The sequence below is a fragment of the Bifidobacterium sp. WCA-178-WT-4B genome, from assembly GCF_009696495.1.
Classification (GTDB): domain Bacteria; phylum Actinomycetota; class Actinomycetes; order Actinomycetales; family Bifidobacteriaceae; genus Bifidobacterium; species Bifidobacterium infantis.
The window spans coordinates 46,671-61,455 of record NZ_VULV01000003.1 but is presented as its reverse complement, the minus strand read 5'-3'; the positions used below and the strand labels follow the sequence as shown (position 1 = coordinate 61,455).

The following is a 14,785-nucleotide window of genomic DNA, read 5'->3' as shown; positions in this document are numbered from 1 at the left end:
AGAGATGAGTATGGCGAAATATACAGTGGCCGTGGCCGGTGCCACGGGCTATGCCGGCGGTGAAGCGCTGCGCATTCTGGCCGCGCACCCCGACTTCGACATCACCTGCGTGGCAGGCCATTCCTCAGTGGGGGAGTCGATGGCCAAGCACATGCCGCATATTCCCCAACTGGCCAATCTGGTCGTTGAAGATACCACGCCCGAAGTGCTGAACGGGCATGACGTTATCATCCTCGCACTGCCGCACGGTGCTTCGGGCAAGCTCGCCTCGCAGCTCGATCCGAATGCCGTGGTTGTGGATTTGGGCGCCGACCATCGTCTCGAAGAGCAGACCGCTTGGGATGAGTTCTACGGCGGCGATTTCTATGAGCATTGGACCTACGGCATGCCCGAGCTCATCACCGGCAAAGCCGCGGACGGCTCCTACACCCGCCAGCGTGCGGCGCTTCCTGGCGCCAAGCGCATCGCAGGTCCTGGCTGCAACGTCACCGCCACCACGCTGGCCCTCCAGCCCGGCATCGCCGAAGGACTGGTTGAATCGCAGGATATCGTGGCCGATCTGGTCGTCGGATACTCGGGTGCCGGCAAGAATCTCAAGCGCACCAACCTGCTTGCCGCCGAGGCCCTGCAATCCGCCCTGCCGTATTCGGTGGGCGGCAAGCACCGCCACATTCCCGAAATTCTGCAGAACTTCGCCCACGCGGCCGGCAAGAGCGCGGCCGAAGCCAGCGAATTCACGCTCGGCTTCACGCCGATTCTCGCCCCCATGTCCCGAGGCATCCTCGCCACCGTGTCCGCCCGCATGACGGACAAGGCCAAGGCACTGAGCGATGAGGAGATTCGCGCCGTATGGTCCAAGGCCTATGAAGGTCAGGACTTCATGGTGCTGCTGCCCGAGGGCACACTGCCCGCCACCGGCAACATCATCGGATCCAACGCAGCCCACCTGCAGGTCGTCACCGACCGCAAGGCCGGCCGCATCTACGCTTTTGCCGCCATCGACAACCTCAACCGTGGTACCGCCGGACAAGCGGTCCAATCACTGAACATCGCACTCGGCCTGCCGGAAGACGCGGGCCTGACCAAGATCGGAGTAGCACCGTGAGCGTTACATTTGCACAAGGTTTCTCCGCCGCCGGCGTGGCGGCTGGTATTTCATCCGTCGAAGGCAAGAAGGACTTGGCCCTCGTGGTCAACAACGGCCCGCTCGACGCGGCTGCAGGCGTGTTCACCTCGAACCGTTTCTGTGCCGCCCCGGTGCAGTGGAGCCGTAAGGTCGTCGCCGACGGTCACGTCAAGGCCGTGATTCTGAACTCCGGCGGTGCCAACGCCTGCACCGGCGAGGCCGGTTACGCCCAGTCCGTCACCACCGCAGAAACGGTCGCCGGTCTCATCGGCGCCGAACCGAATGATGTGGCTGTCTGCTCCACCGGTCTCATCGGTGAACTGCTGCCGTTGGACAACGTGCTGGCTGGTGCCAAGAGTGCCCATGAGGCTCTTGCCGTCACCGCCGAAGCCGGCGCCGACGCCTCCCACGCCATCATGACCACCGACACCAAGCCGAAGACGGTCGAACTGACCGGCTCCAACGGCTGGAAGATCGGCGGCATGGTCAAGGGCTCGGGCATGATTGCCCCGCAGCTGGCCACCATGCTGTGCGTCATCACCACCGATGCGGTCGTCTCCGCCGGCCAGATGCAGGCCGCACTCGCCGTGGCCGCCGAACATTCGTTCAACCGCATCGATGTGGACGGCTGCATGTCCACCAACGACACGGTCCTGCTGCTCGCCTCCGGTGCCTCCGGCGTCGAACCGGACAAGGACGAATTCAACAAGCTGGTGCGTGAGGCCTGCGCATCCCTGTCCCGCCAGATCATCGGCGACGGCGAAGGGGCCTCCCACGACATCCGTATCACCGTCACCGGTGCCACCAGCGAAGACGCGGCACTTGCCTGTGGTCGTGCCGTCGCCGCCTCGAACCTGCTCAAGTGCGCCATCTCCGGCAACGATCCGAACTGGGGCCGCATCGTCAGCTCCCTGGGCACTGTGCCGCCTGAAGTCGCGCCTTACGATTCGAACAAGGTGACCGTGGACGTCAACGGCGTGCGCATCTGCGAGAACGGCGGTGCCGGCCGCGACCGTAGCGAGGTCGACATGACTCCGCGCGAAGTCCACATCGACATCGACCTGAACACCGGCTCGAGTGCGCAGGCCACCGTCTGGACCGACGACCTCACCCACGAATACGTCCACATCAACGCCGACTACGAAAGCTGACAAACAGCCCAGTGGGCTGTTTGTAGCAGCTGGCAGCGATAGCGTCGCCGGCGTCGCATATAACGCAAACAGCCCAGTGGGCTGTTTGTAGCAGCCGGCGGCGATAGCGTCGCCGGCGTCGCAGAAAAGAGAAAAATTGTCTACAGAATTGAAGGGACCTGGGTTCCATTTCGACGTGCACACCGATTTGCGCGCCGATCAGAAGGCAGAAGTGCTTATTGAAGCGCTGCCATGGCTGGAGGAGTTCGCCGGCCAGCGTATCGTCGTCAAATACGGCGGCAATGCCATGGTCGATGACCATCTGAAGCAGTGCTTCGCCGAAGACATGGTCTTTCTGCGTCAGGTGGGTCTGCACCCGATCGTCGTGCACGGCGGCGGTCCGCAGATTTCCCACATGCTCAAGGCCCTCGGCATCAAATCCGAATTCAAAGGCGGCCTGAGGGTCACCACCCCCGAGGCCATGGATGTGGTGCGCATGGTTCTGACCGGCAAGGTGTCACGCGAACTGGTAGGCCTGATCAACGCGCACGGCCCGCTGGCCGTAGGCATGTCCGGTGAAGACGGCGGCCTGTTCTCGGCCATGCAGCGCAGGCCCGTCATCGATGGCAAGCCCACCGATATCGGCCTGGTCGGCGACGTGGTTTCCGTCGATGCCTCGGCAGTCGAGGATCTGGTGGCCGCCGGTCGTATCCCGGTCGTCTCTTCCGTGGCTCCGAACGAAGAAGATGCCACTGAAGTGCTCAACGTGAACGCTGATTCCGCCGCCGCCGCTTTGGCTGCCGCTGTGGGCGCGCACAAGCTCGTTATCTTGACTGATGTGGATGGTCTGTACGCCGATTGGCCGGATAAGAATTCTCTGATTGGCCGGATCGGTGTGGAAAACCTGCGCGATATGCTGCCGGACCTGGAATCCGGTATGCGACCCAAGATGGAGGCCTGTGTCAGGGCCATCGACGGTGGCGTGCCCCAAGCCCATGTCATCGACGGGCGCAAGCCGCATTCGATTTTGAACGAGATATTCACCTCCGCAGGCATCGGTACCATGGTTATGCCCGATGAAGGACTGGAAATGAGGAGCTCTTATGGCTACTGAGCATGAGGAAAAACTAGGTACGGAAGACAGCAAGTGGCTGGGAGAGTACTCTCAGGTCCACATGAATGTGTTCGGTACGCCGTTGCGCGTCATGGATCACGGCCAAGGTGCCCACATCTGGGATGTTGACGGTAACGAATACCTCGATTTCCTGGCAGGCATCGCCGTCAATTCCCTCGGATACGCCCACCCCAAGTGGGTCAAGGCGGTTGCCGATCAGGCTGCCAAGGTGGCTCATATCAGCAACTATTTCGCGTCCGAGCCGCAAATTGAATTGGCGTCCAAACTGGTCAAGCTGGCTGGTGCACCTGAAGGCTCCAAAGTCTACTTCGGCAACTCCGGTGCTGAAGGCAATGAAGCTGCCCTCAAGCTCGCCAAGCTGTATGGCCGCACCTTGCCTGATGCCCTGCCTTCCATCGGCGGCAAGCCCGCACGCATTCTCGCAATGACTCACGGCTTCCATGGCCGTACGATGGGTGCGCTGTCCGCCACATGGAAACCCGGTATCCGCAAGCCGTATGATCCGCTGGTGCCGAACATCGAATTCGTGCGCGCCGGCGACAAGGTCGCCCTGCACGACGCTTTTGCACAGACCGGTCTCGGTCGCTATGGCAAGGGTCCGGTGGCTGCTGTGATTCTGGAACTTATCCAAGGCGAAGCCGGCGTGCAGCCGTTGGGCGCCGATTACGTCAAGTTCGTGCGTGAACTGTGCGATATCAACCACGCGCTGCTCATCATCGATGAAGTACAGACCGGTATCGGACGTACCGGCAAGTGGTTCGCATTCCAGCGTGACGATCTGTCCGGCGGCGTGACGCCGGATATGGTGACTTTCGCCAAGGGTGTGGCAGGCGGATTCCCGATGGGCGGCATGATCGCTTTTGGCGAGAAACTCGCGGCTCTGTTCACTCCTGGTTCCCACGGCTCCACCTTTGCCGGCAATCCGCTGGGTGCGGCTGCGGGACTCGCCACTCTTGACGTGATTGAAGACGAGAATCTGGTGGCCAACGCCGAAGCTCGCGGCGAACAGCTGCGCGATGGCATTATGGCCACCGGTAATCCGCTGTTCGTTTCCGTACGCGGCCGTGGTTTGCTGGACGCCGTCGAGCTCAAGCATCCCTGCTCCCACGCGGTGATGAACTACTGCCTCGAACACGGGCTCATCGTCAACGCGGTGGCTCCCAATGCGCTGCGTTTCGCACCGCCGCTGATTGTAACCGCTCAAGACGTGGATCAGGCACTTGCCATCCTCAAGGATGTGCCTACGGACCTGCCCGACGACTGATTTCTCGCCGTCACTGCCGACCCACCGATCCAAGGAGATCATCATGACCCCAGAACTTCGCCACATGCTGCGTGACGACGACCTCAACCATGAGGAGCAGAAGCAGGTGCTCGAACTTGCCATCAAGTTCCACCATGACCGCTTCTACAAGCAGCCGTTCGCCGGTCCGCAGGCCGTCGCCGTACTATTCGACAAGCCATCCACCCGCACCCGTTCCAGCTTCTCCATCGGCGTTGCCGAGCTTGGCGGCTACCCGCTGGTCATCGACAAGTCCGGCTCCCAGCTGGGCCGTGGCGAGCCCGTGGCCGATACCGCTCGTGTGCTCGACCGCATGGCTTACGGCGTGGTGTGGCGCACCTTCGGCCAGGACCGCGTCGAAGAAATGGCCAAGTACTCCACCCATCCGGTGGTCAACGCCCTGACCGATGACTTCCATCCCTGCCAGATTCTCGCCGACTTCCAGACCATCGCCGAGCACCGAGGCGGCGTCGACAACCTGAAGAACCAGACCATCGCCTACCTCGGTGACGCGGCCAACAACATGGCCAACTCCTACCTGCTCGGCGGTGCCGTGGCCGGCATGGACGTGCGCGTGGCCGGCCCCCACGGCTACCTGCCCCGCCCGGACATTGTGGCCGACGCCAAGCGCGTCGCGGCCGAGACCGGCGGCTCCATCCTGGTCACCACCGATGCCAAGGAAGCGGTGAAGGACGCCGACTGCGTGTTCACCGACACCTGGGTCTCCATGGGCGAGGAGGCCGAATACGCCATCCGTTCCAAGCCGTTCTGGGATTACCAGGTCAACACCGAACTTATGGCATTGGCCAAGCCGGATGCGCTCTTCCAGCACTGCCTGCCCGCCTACCGCGGCAAGGAAGTCACCGCTGAAGTGATCGATGGCCCGCAGTCCGTGGTGTGGGACGAGGCCGAGAACCGTCTGCACGCACAGAAAGCGTTGCTGACTTGGTTGACCGGCAAGGCCCGTGGAGACGAAAGCCTGCTCGCATGAGTGAAACCGGTCCGTCCCTGCAGCGCCCTGCCACCAGGGCGGCGCGGCTGAGTGCCATAGAACAGGCGCTCGCCACGCATATCATCACCTCGCAATCACAGCTGTCCAAAATCCTTATCGACGAGGGCATTGCGGTGACTCAGGCGACCCTGAGCCGCGATCTTGACGAGATGCATGCGGTGAAGACCCGGCTGAAGGACGGCACGGTGGCCTACACGGTGGGTCGCAGCGTCGTTGCTTCAGAAGGTGAGGATGTAGGGGAGCGCGGTGAGGCACAGATGTCCCGCGTGCTGAACGGACTGGTCACCTCGGTGGCCGCCGCCGGAAATCTGGTTGTGGTGCACACGCCTTCTGGTGCCGCACAATACGTGGCCTCGGTGATTGACAGGCAGCCGATCGAAGGCGTGCTGGGCACCATCGCCGGAGACGACACCGTCATGGTGATTTGCACCAATGACGACACCGCCGTCTCCCGCTCCGACTGGCTACTAAGCCTCGCCTCCAAATAACCAACACGCCGTGCATAAATATACAGTCCTCTGTATATACTTGCATCAGTTTGTTTTTCAGACCTTGAACGAAAGGGAACCAATGGCAGATAACAAGCGCATTGTTCTGGCCTACTCCGGCGGTCTTGACACCTCCGTCGCCATCTCGTACCTGAAGGAGCGCACCGGCAAGGACGTCGTGGCCGTGTCCCTCGACGTCGGCCAGGGCGGCGAAAGCCTCGAGACCATCAAGCAGCGCGCCCTTGCCTGCGGAGCCGTCGAATCCTACGTGGTCGACGCCCGTGACGAGTTCGCCAACGAATATTGCATGAAGGCCCTCAAGGCCAACGCCATGTACGAAGGCGTCTACCCGCTGGTCTCCGCCATCTCCCGTCCGCTGATCTCCAAGCACCTCGTGCGCGCCGCCCACCAGTTCGGCGCCGACACCATCTCCCACGGTTGCACCGGCAAGGGCAACGACCAGGTTCGTTTCGAGGTCTCCATCGCCTCCATCGACCCGACGCTGAAGGCCATCAGCCCGATTCGCGACCTGTCCCTGACCCGCGACGTCGAGATCGCGTTCGCCAAGGAACACAAGCTGCCGATCACCCAGACCGAGAAGTCCCCGTACTCCATCGACCAGAATGTGTGGGGCCGCGCCATTGAGACCGGCTTCCTCGAGGATCCGTGGAACGGCCCGACCAAGGACTGCTACTCCTACACCGACGACCCGGCCTTCCCGCCGGTCGAAGATGAAGTCGTCATCGAGTTCAAGGAAGGTGTGCCGGTCAAGATCGACGGACGTGACGTCACCCCGCTGCAGGCCATCGAAGAGATGAACCGCCGCGCCGGAGCCCAGGGCATCGGCCGCATCGACCTCATCGAGGACCGCCTGGTCGGCATCAAGTCCCGCGAGCTGTACGAGGCTCCGGGTGCCGTGGCTCTGATCACCGCTCACCAGGAACTCGAAAACTGCTGCCTCGAACGCGAACAGCACCGCATCAAGCGCGACATCGACAAGCGCTGGGGCGAGCTGGTTTACGATGCGCAGTGGTTCTCCCCGGCAACCCAGTCGCTCAACGCCTTCATCGAAGACACCCAGAAGTACGTGTCCGGTGAGATTCGCATGGTCCTGCACGGTGGCCGCGCCGTCGTGACCGGCCGTCGTTCCGACTCCTCGCTGTACGACTACAAGCTCGCCACCTACGATTCCGGCGATACCTTCGACCAGAAGTCCTCCAACGGCTTCATCGACATCTACGGTCTGCCGTCCCGCGTGGCCGCAGCGCGCGACGTCAAGTTCGGCAACGGCATCGAGGTCCCGAAGAACACCGTCGAGTGATTCTTACTCAGTCGCCCCCGCTGCGAGGCTGTCGGCATAGCTGACTGGGAGTGGTCTTTGAAAGGACTGTCCTCAGTCACACTCCATGTGACAGCCCTCGCCAGCGGGGGCAACTGTATGTTTGAACACATTGCTACGCTTAAACACAGCTATTTTCACTTTTCAAGGAGCCTTCATGACTGAGAACAACGAACATCTGGCCCTGTGGGGTGGTCGCTTTACGTCTGGTCCGTCGCCGGAATTGGCCCGACTGTCCAAGTCCACGCAGTTCGACTGGCGCTTGGCCGACGACGACATCGCCGGTTCGCGCGCCCACGCCCGTGCTCTCGGCCGTGCGGGACTTCTGACCGCCGACGAGCTGCAGCGCATGGAGGATGCGCTCGACACGCTCCAGCGCCACGTTGACGATGGCTCCTTCGTCCCCATCGAAGACGATGAGGACGAGGCCACCGCCCTCGAACGCGGTCTGATCGACATTGCCGGCGACGAACTCGGCGGCAAGCTCAGGGCCGGCCGTTCCCGCAACGACCAGATCGCCTGCCTGATTCGTATGTGGCTGCGCCGCCACTCCCGCGTAATCGCCGGACTCCTGCTTGACCTCGTCAACGCCCTGATCGAGCAAAGCGAAAAGGCCGGCCGCACCGTGATGCCGGGCCGCACCCACATGCAGCACGCCCAGCCCGTGCTGCTCGCGCACCAGCTCATGGCCCACGCTTGGCCGCTGATCCGCGACGTGCAGCGACTGATAGACTGGGACAAGCGCATCAACGCCTCCCCGTACGGCTCCGGCGCGCTGGCCGGCAACACGCTCGGCCTCGACCCGGAGGCCGTGGCGCGTGAGCTCGGCTTCTCCCGCGTGACCGACAACTCCATCGATGGCACCGCCGCACGTGATCTCGTGGCCGAATTCGCGTTCGTGGCCGCCATGACCGGCGTGGACATCTCCCGCCTGTCCGAGGAGATCATCATCTGGAACACCCAGGAGTTCGCCTTCGTCAAGCTCGACGACGGCTATTCCACCGGCTCCTCCATCATGCCGCAGAAGAAGAACCCGGATATCGCCGAGCTCGCCCGCGGCAAGTCCGGCCGACTCATCGGCGATCTGACCGGTCTACTGGCCACCCTGAAGGGCCTGCCCACCGCCTACGCTCGCGATCTGCAGGAAGACAAGGAGGCCGTGTTCGACCAGGTCGACACGCTCGAAGTGCTGCTGCCCGCCTTCACCGGCATGGTCAAGACCATGCACTTCGACGGCGACCGCCTGGAAGAGGAAGCTCCGACCGGCTTCGCGCTGGCCACCGACATCGCCGAATGGCTCGTCAAGAACGGTGTGCCGTTCCGCCACGCGCACGAGCTCTCTGGTGCCTGCGTCAAGCTCGCCGAAGGCCGCGGCCAGGAACTGTGGGATCTGACCGACAATGACTTCATCGAGACCTTCGCCGCGTTCCTGCCGGCCGACAAGGCTCCGGGAGTACGCGAAGTGCTCTCCAGCCACGGTTCGGTCGACTCCCGCAACGGCAAGGGCGGCACCGCTTACGGTCGCGTACGCGAGCAGATCGCCGACGCCAAGGCCGAGGTCGAAGAACTCAAGCTCTTCCCCGCATCCACGTCGGATGGCTCCGCCTACAAAGCCCCCGGCACGTTCTAGTCCCAATGAAGCTCCCTCTGATGAGGGAGCTTCATTTTGCTGTTGTCACTGCAACGGCATACACTGAGAAATCGTAACGAACGGGAGCCGTGAGGCTGAGAGGAAGTTGCCAGACTTCGACCGGGGAACTTGACGCGGGTCATGCCGCCGTAAGGAATCGTTGTTGCAGATTTGCCGGGTTCTCCAATACAGCTTTCATTCCGTTTGCATAATTCAGCCGTGAGACGGTCGTGATGGAGCCAATACATCACAACGGTCGAACGGTCGCATGATTGGGTTCATGAATGGGCGCACCACTTAAGGTACGGTTCGTTTCGTGCACCCTTTTTTACTATCTGAAAGGATATTATGCAGGTCAACGGAGAGCAGGTCACGCTCGAGACGCCGGTCAGCGTCGCCGATTATCTCGAAGCGCGCGGATTCCGCGCCGAGCGTGTGGCCATCGAACTCAATGGTGAGATTATCCCGCGCGATAAGCGTGCCGACGCCATGCTCGACGACCAGTGCGTCATGGAAATTGTGCAGTTTGTACAGGGTGGATGAAAGGAAAAGCTATGAGCAATATTAATCCGGTTACTGAAGCATCTGTTGAGGCGACTCCGCTGCCGCCGCAGCCCGCCGTCACCAATCCGGTCGGCACCGCCGCGCCGATTCTCCCGGTGAAAGACAAGCCGCTGAACTTGGGCGGTCACGAGTTCCAGTCGCGATTCATCCTGGGCTCCGGCCGCTACGACCTGAACCTCATCAAGGCCACGGTCGAACATGCCGGCACGCAGATCGTCACCATGGCACTGCGCCGCGCGCAGACCACCGAGAACAGCGTGCTCGACTACATTCCCGAAGGCATTACGCTGCTGCCCAACACCTCCGGCGCGCGCAACGCTGAGGAAGCCGTGCGTATCGCCCGACTGGCACGCGAAGTGTGCCACACCGACTTCGTCAAGGTCGAAATCGAACACGAGACCAAGTACCTCTTGCCGGACAACGCCGAAACCATCCGAGCCACCGAGATGCTGGCCAAGGAAGGCTTCGTGGTCATGCCCTACATGTTCCCGGACCCGATTGCGGCCCGTCAGCTGGAGGAGGCCGGTGCCGCTGCCGTTATGCCGCTCGGTTCGTTGATCGGCTCCAATATGGGCCTGCGCATGCGTGACTTCATCGAAATCATCATCGCCAACGCGCATGTGCCGGTCATCATCGACGCTGGTATCGGCCGTCCGAGCCAGGCCTGCGATGCGATGGAGATGGGTGCGGATGCGGTGATGGCGTACACGGCCGTTGCCTCTGCCGGCAATATCCCCCTGATGGCTGAGGCGTTCAAGCACGCCATCGATGCCGGTCGTGCGGCGTATTTGTCTGGCCTTGGCAAGGTGACCGAGGGACAGGCTGTGCCGTCCAGCCCGACTACGGGGTATTTGCACTGACACTTTTATTAGCTCCCCTCTCTGAGGGGAGCTGGCCGCGTAGCGGACTGAGGGGAGCTGGAAACATGGAGAAAACATGGCATTGACTGATGAACAGGTGGAGCGGTACGCGCGCCATCTGATTTTGAAGGGCGTGGGCGTCAAAGGGCAAAAGCGGTTGCTGGCCTCCAGCGTGCTCATCATCGGAGCGGGCGGGCTTGGTTCTCCGGCCGCCCTGTATCTGGCGGCGGCTGGCGTCGGCCATATCGGACTGGTGGACGGCGATGTGGTGGATATGAGCAATCTGCAACGCCAAATCATCCATACCACCGCACGTGTCGGAGCGCCCAAAGTGGAATCCGCGGCCACAGCCATCCGCGCGCTCAACCCGGATGTGACGGTTGATGCCTACTACGAGCTCGTCGACGCGAGCAACATCGCCGGCCTCATCAAACCGTACGATCTGGTGATCGATGCCACCGACAACTTCGCCGCAAAATTCCTCATCAATGACGCCTGCGTGCTGGCCGGCAAGCCGTACATCCATGCCGGAGTGGTCGGATTCGCCGGTCAGGTGATGACCGTCATTCCCGGCGAAGGCCCCTGCTACCGCTGCATCTTCCGCGACATGCCCGCCGCCGGTGAGATTCCGACCTGCAAGGAAGCCGGCGTGCTGGGCGCGGTGGTCGGTGTGATCGGCAGTCTGGAAGCCACCGAAGCCGTGAAGTTGATTGCCGGCGTGGGGGAGCCGTTGGTGGGGCGCATGCTCACCGTGGATGCGCTGACCATGAATATTCGACGGGTCCCACTGCCAAAGCATGTGCCGGATTGCCCGGTGTGCGGTGAGCAGCCGACCATTACTGCTATTGATCCGGCCAACTATATTCAGCCGGCCTGCGCGATTTAGAGCTATGTGGCTCCCCTCCTTGAGGGGAGCCAAGATCAGAACGAGAGGGGAAGAACATGCCTATTGCCTTGCATAATGCGGTCGTTGACGATGAGAGCAGTGAATCATCGTACTGCCGCATCACGCCGGCGGAATTTGCCAAGCTCGACCCGAATACGGTCACGCTGCTCGACTTGAGGGAACCAGCCGACTTCGCCGCCCACCCGGTCGAAGGTGCCATCAATGCACCACTCGACCCTCTGGCCCATGTGCTCAAAACCGTGCCCACAGATCGAACTGTCGTAGTCTATTGTGCTCAAGGATGGTGGAGCGAGGAAGTAGCTGAAATCCTTGCCGATCGCGGTTACGATGTAGCAAGCCTAGATGGCGGTTTTCAGGGTTATCTCGACTATCTTGAAACCCACCATGATTAACGGTTCCCGTTGTCGTTCTTTTGGATGAGTGTGCACGGACATACGTGTGCCCTACAATCGGTCACGGTATTACTCGATGGATTCTTGAATATCGTCGGGCAATCGTGATTCACAACAAGGGATTGCACTGAACCAACCCGAACGGAGGGTCGAAACCGTGGGACATCTGCTCACTCGGACGCAGATTCAACGCCTGGTCGCCAAGTACGGCCGTGAGGTCATCGAACACCAGCACATGCAGATCGAACGCTGCTGCTACCAGCATGGCAGCGTCACCACGTTCGAGCATTCCGTGCGTGTCGCCTGCCTGGCTGTGTGGATGGCCGACCGCGCACACCTGTGGTACCGCGTCGACCTCAAATCCCTGATTCGCGCGGCCCTCCTGCACGATTACTTCCTGTACGACTGGCACGACTGGGATAACGGCGAACACCAGTGGCATGGCTTCACCCATGGCCACGCCGCCCTGGTCAATGCCCTGAAGGACTTCAAGCTCAACGATATCGAACGCAACAGCATCGAGAACCACATGTTCCCGATGACCCCGGTGCCGCCGCGCTATATCGAAGGCTATCTGGTCACTTTGGCGGACAAATGCTCCGCCACCGCCGAGACCTTCTCGTTCGACCGGTTCAACAAGCGCGCGTTGCCCGCCGCGAAGCCTTACGCCGAGATCGAAGCCCGTCGATGATCACCACACTCGAACATTATTTCCTCTGGTTTCTGTTCTACAGTTTCGTCGGCTGGATGTACGAGTCCATTCTCGTCTCCTGCCAACAGCACCGCTTGGTCAACCGAGGGTTCCTCAACGGCCCGCTGTGCCCGATCTACGGCACCGGCGCGATACTCGCCGTCGCCATTCTCGGCAACGTACATAACCCGATCATCATCTTCCTGATTTCGATGGTGGGCGCCACGATACTCGAATACACAACCTCATGGGTCATGGAGCAGCTGTTCCACGCCCGCTGGTGGGATTACTCGAACTTCCGCTTCAACCTCCAAGGCCGCGTCTGCCTGCTGGGCGCGTTGATTTTCGGCCTCGGCGGCGTGGGCGTGGTACTTGGTTCGCAGCCATATGTCGAGCGGGTCACGGATATGATTCCGCTGCCGATGCTGCATACGCTGGTCACGGTACTGGCTCTGATCACCATCATCGACTTGGCGGTCACGGTTACGGGCATGCTCGAATTCGAGCAGGTGCTCGATTCCGTCGCTCAGGTGGTGCAGGATGTGGCGGCCCGCGCCGGTGGCACGTGGCAGCGTGGCTCCAGTGCGGTATCCGACAGGATGCGTGAGTTTTCGCAGGATACGGTTGAGCGTCTGCGCTGGGCCGTCAATGGCGTCATCAACGCACAGCAGAAGCGTATGCTCAAGTCCTTCCCGAAGTTCCAGGTGCCGGATCGTCAGGACATCATCGACTCTTTGCGCGAACTTATGGGCCCGCGCCGCTAGAATAAGGCGTTTTACTGAATCGCGCGGCTCGGCTGGTGTTCGGCACTGTCGCCATGTTCTGCGAAACTTGACTGTGCCCAATTGGGCAGTCTCATTCACAATTCGATAGGGAGAAGCGACAAGCTATGGCTCACGTCACCGACTTCAAGGAAGCGGGTTTCAACACCCTGCTTGAGGAACTGGAATGGCGCGGGTTGATTTCCCAGTCCACGGACCGGGATCGACTCGCAGAAGCACTGAACGGCGAGCCCATCACCTATTATTGCGGCTTCGACCCCACCGCTGCATCGTTGCATATCGGCAACCTCGTGCAGCTCATCAACATGCGTCACCTGCAGCTTGCGGGCCATCATCCAATCGCCCTGGTCGGCGGCGCCACCGGACTCATCGGCGACCCGCGCCAGTCCGGCGAACGCACGCTCAACCCGAAGGACGTGGTGGCCGGCTGGGCCGATCGTCTGAAGAACCAGATCGGCGGCATTCTGGACACCGAAGGCGCGAACGCCGTACGTTTCGTGTCCAATTACGATTGGACCGCCTCGATGACCGTCATCGACTTCCTGCGTGACGTCGGCAAGAACTTCCGTCTGGGCACCATGCTCGCCAAGGACACGGTCGCCCGCCGCCTGAACTCTGAGGAAGGCATCTCCTTCACCGAGTTCAGCTACCAGGTGCTGCAGGGCAACGACTTCCTCCACCTGTTTGACGAATACCACTGCACGCTGGAACTCGGCGGCTCCGACCAGTGGGGCAACCTCACCTCCGGCCTGGACCTGATCCACAAGGTGCGCGGTGTGGACGTCAACGTGTTCACCAGCCCGATCATCACTGATGCTTCCGGCAAGAAGTTCGGCAAGTCCGAGGGCAACGCCGTCTGGCTCGACGCCACGATGCTCAGCCCGTACAAGTTCTACCAGTTCTGGATCAACCGCCCGGACGTGGAGATGGAAAGCCTGCTGAAGGCGTTCACCTTCCTGCCCAAGGCCGAAATCGAACGATTGGTCGATGAATCCAAGACCAACCCCGGCAAGCGCGAGGCCCAGAAGACCCTCGCTTGGGAGGTCACCAGCTTCGTGCATGGCGAGGCTGCTACACAGGCTGCCATCGATGCTTCCGGTGCGCTGTTCGGCCGCGGTGGCAACCTCGAAGACATCGACGAGGAAACGCTGGAATCCGTGCTCGACGGCTTCAAGGTGGTCGACGAGAACGGCGAGCACGCCTTCCCCGTCTCCAAGCCGGGCGATCGCGTAATCGACGCCGCCCAGGCTGCCGGACTGTTCAAGTCCGCTTCCGAGGCACGCCGCGCCATCAAGTCCGGTGGCGTGTATCTCAACAACAACCGTATCGAGGATGAGGAGCAGGTGCTGGCCGAAGCCGACTTCCTGGCAGGCCGCTTCGCGCTCATCCGTCGTGGCAAGAAGGCGCTCGGCGCCGTGGAAAACCGTTAATCAACAACGAATTAAGG

15 protein-coding genes and 1 riboswitch are annotated in these 14,785 nt (G+C 61.5%); all 15 genes read left to right on the top strand.

What is annotated here, in order from left to right; translation table 11 throughout:
- Positions 1-10: 10 nt before the first annotated feature.
- The 15 genes from argC to tyrS all read left to right on the top strand — a co-directional run bounded on the left by argC (position 11) and on the right by tyrS (position 14,768).
- Entirely contained in the window at positions 11-1,105 is a 1,095-nt protein-coding gene (argC, locus tag FYJ31_RS03535) for an N-acetyl-gamma-glutamyl-phosphate reductase (protein WP_154535993.1), read from the top strand.
- Complete coding sequence (gene argJ / locus FYJ31_RS03530; RefSeq protein WP_077424125.1) at positions 1,102-2,277, top strand: bifunctional glutamate N-acetyltransferase/amino-acid acetyltransferase ArgJ; 1,176 nt, start codon at positions 1,102-1,104, stop codon at positions 2,275-2,277. The genes argC and argJ overlap by 4 nt, the downstream gene beginning before the upstream one ends.
- A gap of 136 nt (positions 2,278-2,413) precedes the next feature.
- Positions 2,414-3,370 carry an acetylglutamate kinase gene (gene argB / locus FYJ31_RS03525; RefSeq protein ID WP_011068277.1) on the top strand — a complete coding sequence of 319 codons (957 nt, stop codon included), beginning with the start codon at positions 2,414-2,416 and terminating at the stop codon, positions 3,368-3,370.
- Positions 3,360-4,655 (top strand): acetylornithine transaminase, encoded by a 1,296-nt coding sequence (locus FYJ31_RS03520; protein ID WP_154535992.1) that lies wholly within the window; start codon positions 3,360-3,362, stop codon positions 4,653-4,655. The genes argB and FYJ31_RS03520 overlap by 11 nt, the downstream gene beginning before the upstream one ends.
- Before the next feature lie 43 nt (positions 4,656-4,698).
- Positions 4,699-5,664 carry an ornithine carbamoyltransferase gene (gene argF, locus FYJ31_RS03515; RefSeq protein ID WP_012578164.1) on the top strand — a complete coding sequence of 322 codons (966 nt, stop codon included), beginning with the start codon at positions 4,699-4,701 and terminating at the stop codon, positions 5,662-5,664.
- Positions 5,661-6,173 carry an arginine repressor gene (locus FYJ31_RS03510; protein WP_007053610.1) on the top strand — a complete coding sequence of 171 codons (513 nt, stop codon included), beginning with the start codon at positions 5,661-5,663 and terminating at the stop codon, positions 6,171-6,173. Before argF ends, FYJ31_RS03510 begins: the two co-directional genes overlap by 4 nt.
- Before the next feature lie 82 nt (positions 6,174-6,255).
- Positions 6,256-7,494 carry an argininosuccinate synthase gene (locus tag FYJ31_RS03505; RefSeq protein ID WP_012578162.1) on the top strand — a complete coding sequence of 413 codons (1,239 nt, stop codon included), beginning with the start codon at positions 6,256-6,258 and terminating at the stop codon, positions 7,492-7,494.
- Between the two features lie 175 nt (positions 7,495-7,669).
- Positions 7,670-9,142, top strand: coding sequence for an argininosuccinate lyase (argH, locus tag FYJ31_RS03500; RefSeq protein ID WP_154535991.1), 1,473 nt, complete (start codon positions 7,670-7,672; stop codon positions 9,140-9,142).
- Positions 9,143-9,212: 70 nt separating this feature from the next.
- A riboswitch (TPP riboswitch) is annotated at positions 9,213-9,316 on the top strand.
- A gap of 174 nt (positions 9,317-9,490) precedes the next feature.
- On the top strand, positions 9,491-9,685 hold the full coding sequence (thiS, locus tag FYJ31_RS03495) for a sulfur carrier protein ThiS (RefSeq protein WP_032744404.1): 195 nt from the start codon (positions 9,491-9,493) through the stop codon (positions 9,683-9,685).
- A gap of 11 nt (positions 9,686-9,696) precedes the next feature.
- A complete protein-coding gene (locus FYJ31_RS03490; RefSeq protein ID WP_077424121.1) occupies positions 9,697-10,566 on the top strand; it encodes a thiazole synthase in 870 nt (289 codons plus the stop codon).
- A gap of 76 nt (positions 10,567-10,642) precedes the next feature.
- Positions 10,643-11,452 (top strand): thiazole biosynthesis adenylyltransferase ThiF, encoded by an 810-nt coding sequence (gene thiF, locus FYJ31_RS03485; RefSeq protein WP_154535990.1) that lies wholly within the window; start codon positions 10,643-10,645, stop codon positions 11,450-11,452.
- Between the two features lie 56 nt (positions 11,453-11,508).
- Entirely contained in the window at positions 11,509-11,865 is a 357-nt protein-coding gene (locus FYJ31_RS03480; RefSeq protein ID WP_154535989.1) for a rhodanese-like domain-containing protein, read from the top strand.
- Between the two features lie 157 nt (positions 11,866-12,022).
- Complete coding sequence (locus FYJ31_RS03475) at positions 12,023-12,556, top strand: HD domain-containing protein (protein WP_081292559.1); 534 nt, start codon at positions 12,023-12,025, stop codon at positions 12,554-12,556.
- Entirely contained in the window at positions 12,553-13,320 is a 768-nt protein-coding gene (locus tag FYJ31_RS03470) for a putative ABC transporter permease (protein ID WP_154535987.1), read from the top strand. Before FYJ31_RS03475 ends, FYJ31_RS03470 begins: the two co-directional genes overlap by 4 nt.
- A 125-nt stretch (positions 13,321-13,445) precedes the next feature.
- Entirely contained in the window at positions 13,446-14,768 is a 1,323-nt protein-coding gene (gene tyrS / locus FYJ31_RS03465; RefSeq protein ID WP_154535986.1) for a tyrosine--tRNA ligase, read from the top strand.
- The last annotated feature ends 17 nt before the right edge of the window (positions 14,769-14,785 follow it).

Coding starts and splice junctions, on each gene's coding strand:
- FYJ31_RS03490 (WP_077424121.1), top strand. CDS start 9,697: ATGAGCAATATTAATCCGGTTACTGAAGCATCTGTTGAGGCGACTCCG.
- thiS (WP_032744404.1), top strand. CDS start 9,491: ATGCAGGTCAACGGAGAGCAGGTCACGCTCGAGACGCCGGTCAGCGTC.
- argC (WP_154535993.1), top strand. CDS start 11: ATGGCGAAATATACAGTGGCCGTGGCCGGTGCCACGGGCTATGCCGGC.
- tyrS (WP_154535986.1), top strand. CDS start 13,446: ATGGCTCACGTCACCGACTTCAAGGAAGCGGGTTTCAACACCCTGCTT.
- FYJ31_RS03505 (WP_012578162.1), top strand. CDS start 6,256: ATGGCAGATAACAAGCGCATTGTTCTGGCCTACTCCGGCGGTCTTGAC.
- argF (WP_012578164.1), top strand. CDS start 4,699: ATGACCCCAGAACTTCGCCACATGCTGCGTGACGACGACCTCAACCAT.
- argH (WP_154535991.1), top strand. CDS start 7,670: ATGACTGAGAACAACGAACATCTGGCCCTGTGGGGTGGTCGCTTTACG.
- FYJ31_RS03510 (WP_007053610.1), top strand. CDS start 5,661: ATGAGTGAAACCGGTCCGTCCCTGCAGCGCCCTGCCACCAGGGCGGCG.
- thiF (WP_154535990.1), top strand. CDS start 10,643: ATGGCATTGACTGATGAACAGGTGGAGCGGTACGCGCGCCATCTGATT.
- FYJ31_RS03520 (WP_154535992.1), top strand. CDS start 3,360: ATGGCTACTGAGCATGAGGAAAAACTAGGTACGGAAGACAGCAAGTGG.
- FYJ31_RS03480 (WP_154535989.1), top strand. CDS start 11,509: ATGCCTATTGCCTTGCATAATGCGGTCGTTGACGATGAGAGCAGTGAA.
- FYJ31_RS03470 (WP_154535987.1), top strand. CDS start 12,553: ATGATCACCACACTCGAACATTATTTCCTCTGGTTTCTGTTCTACAGT.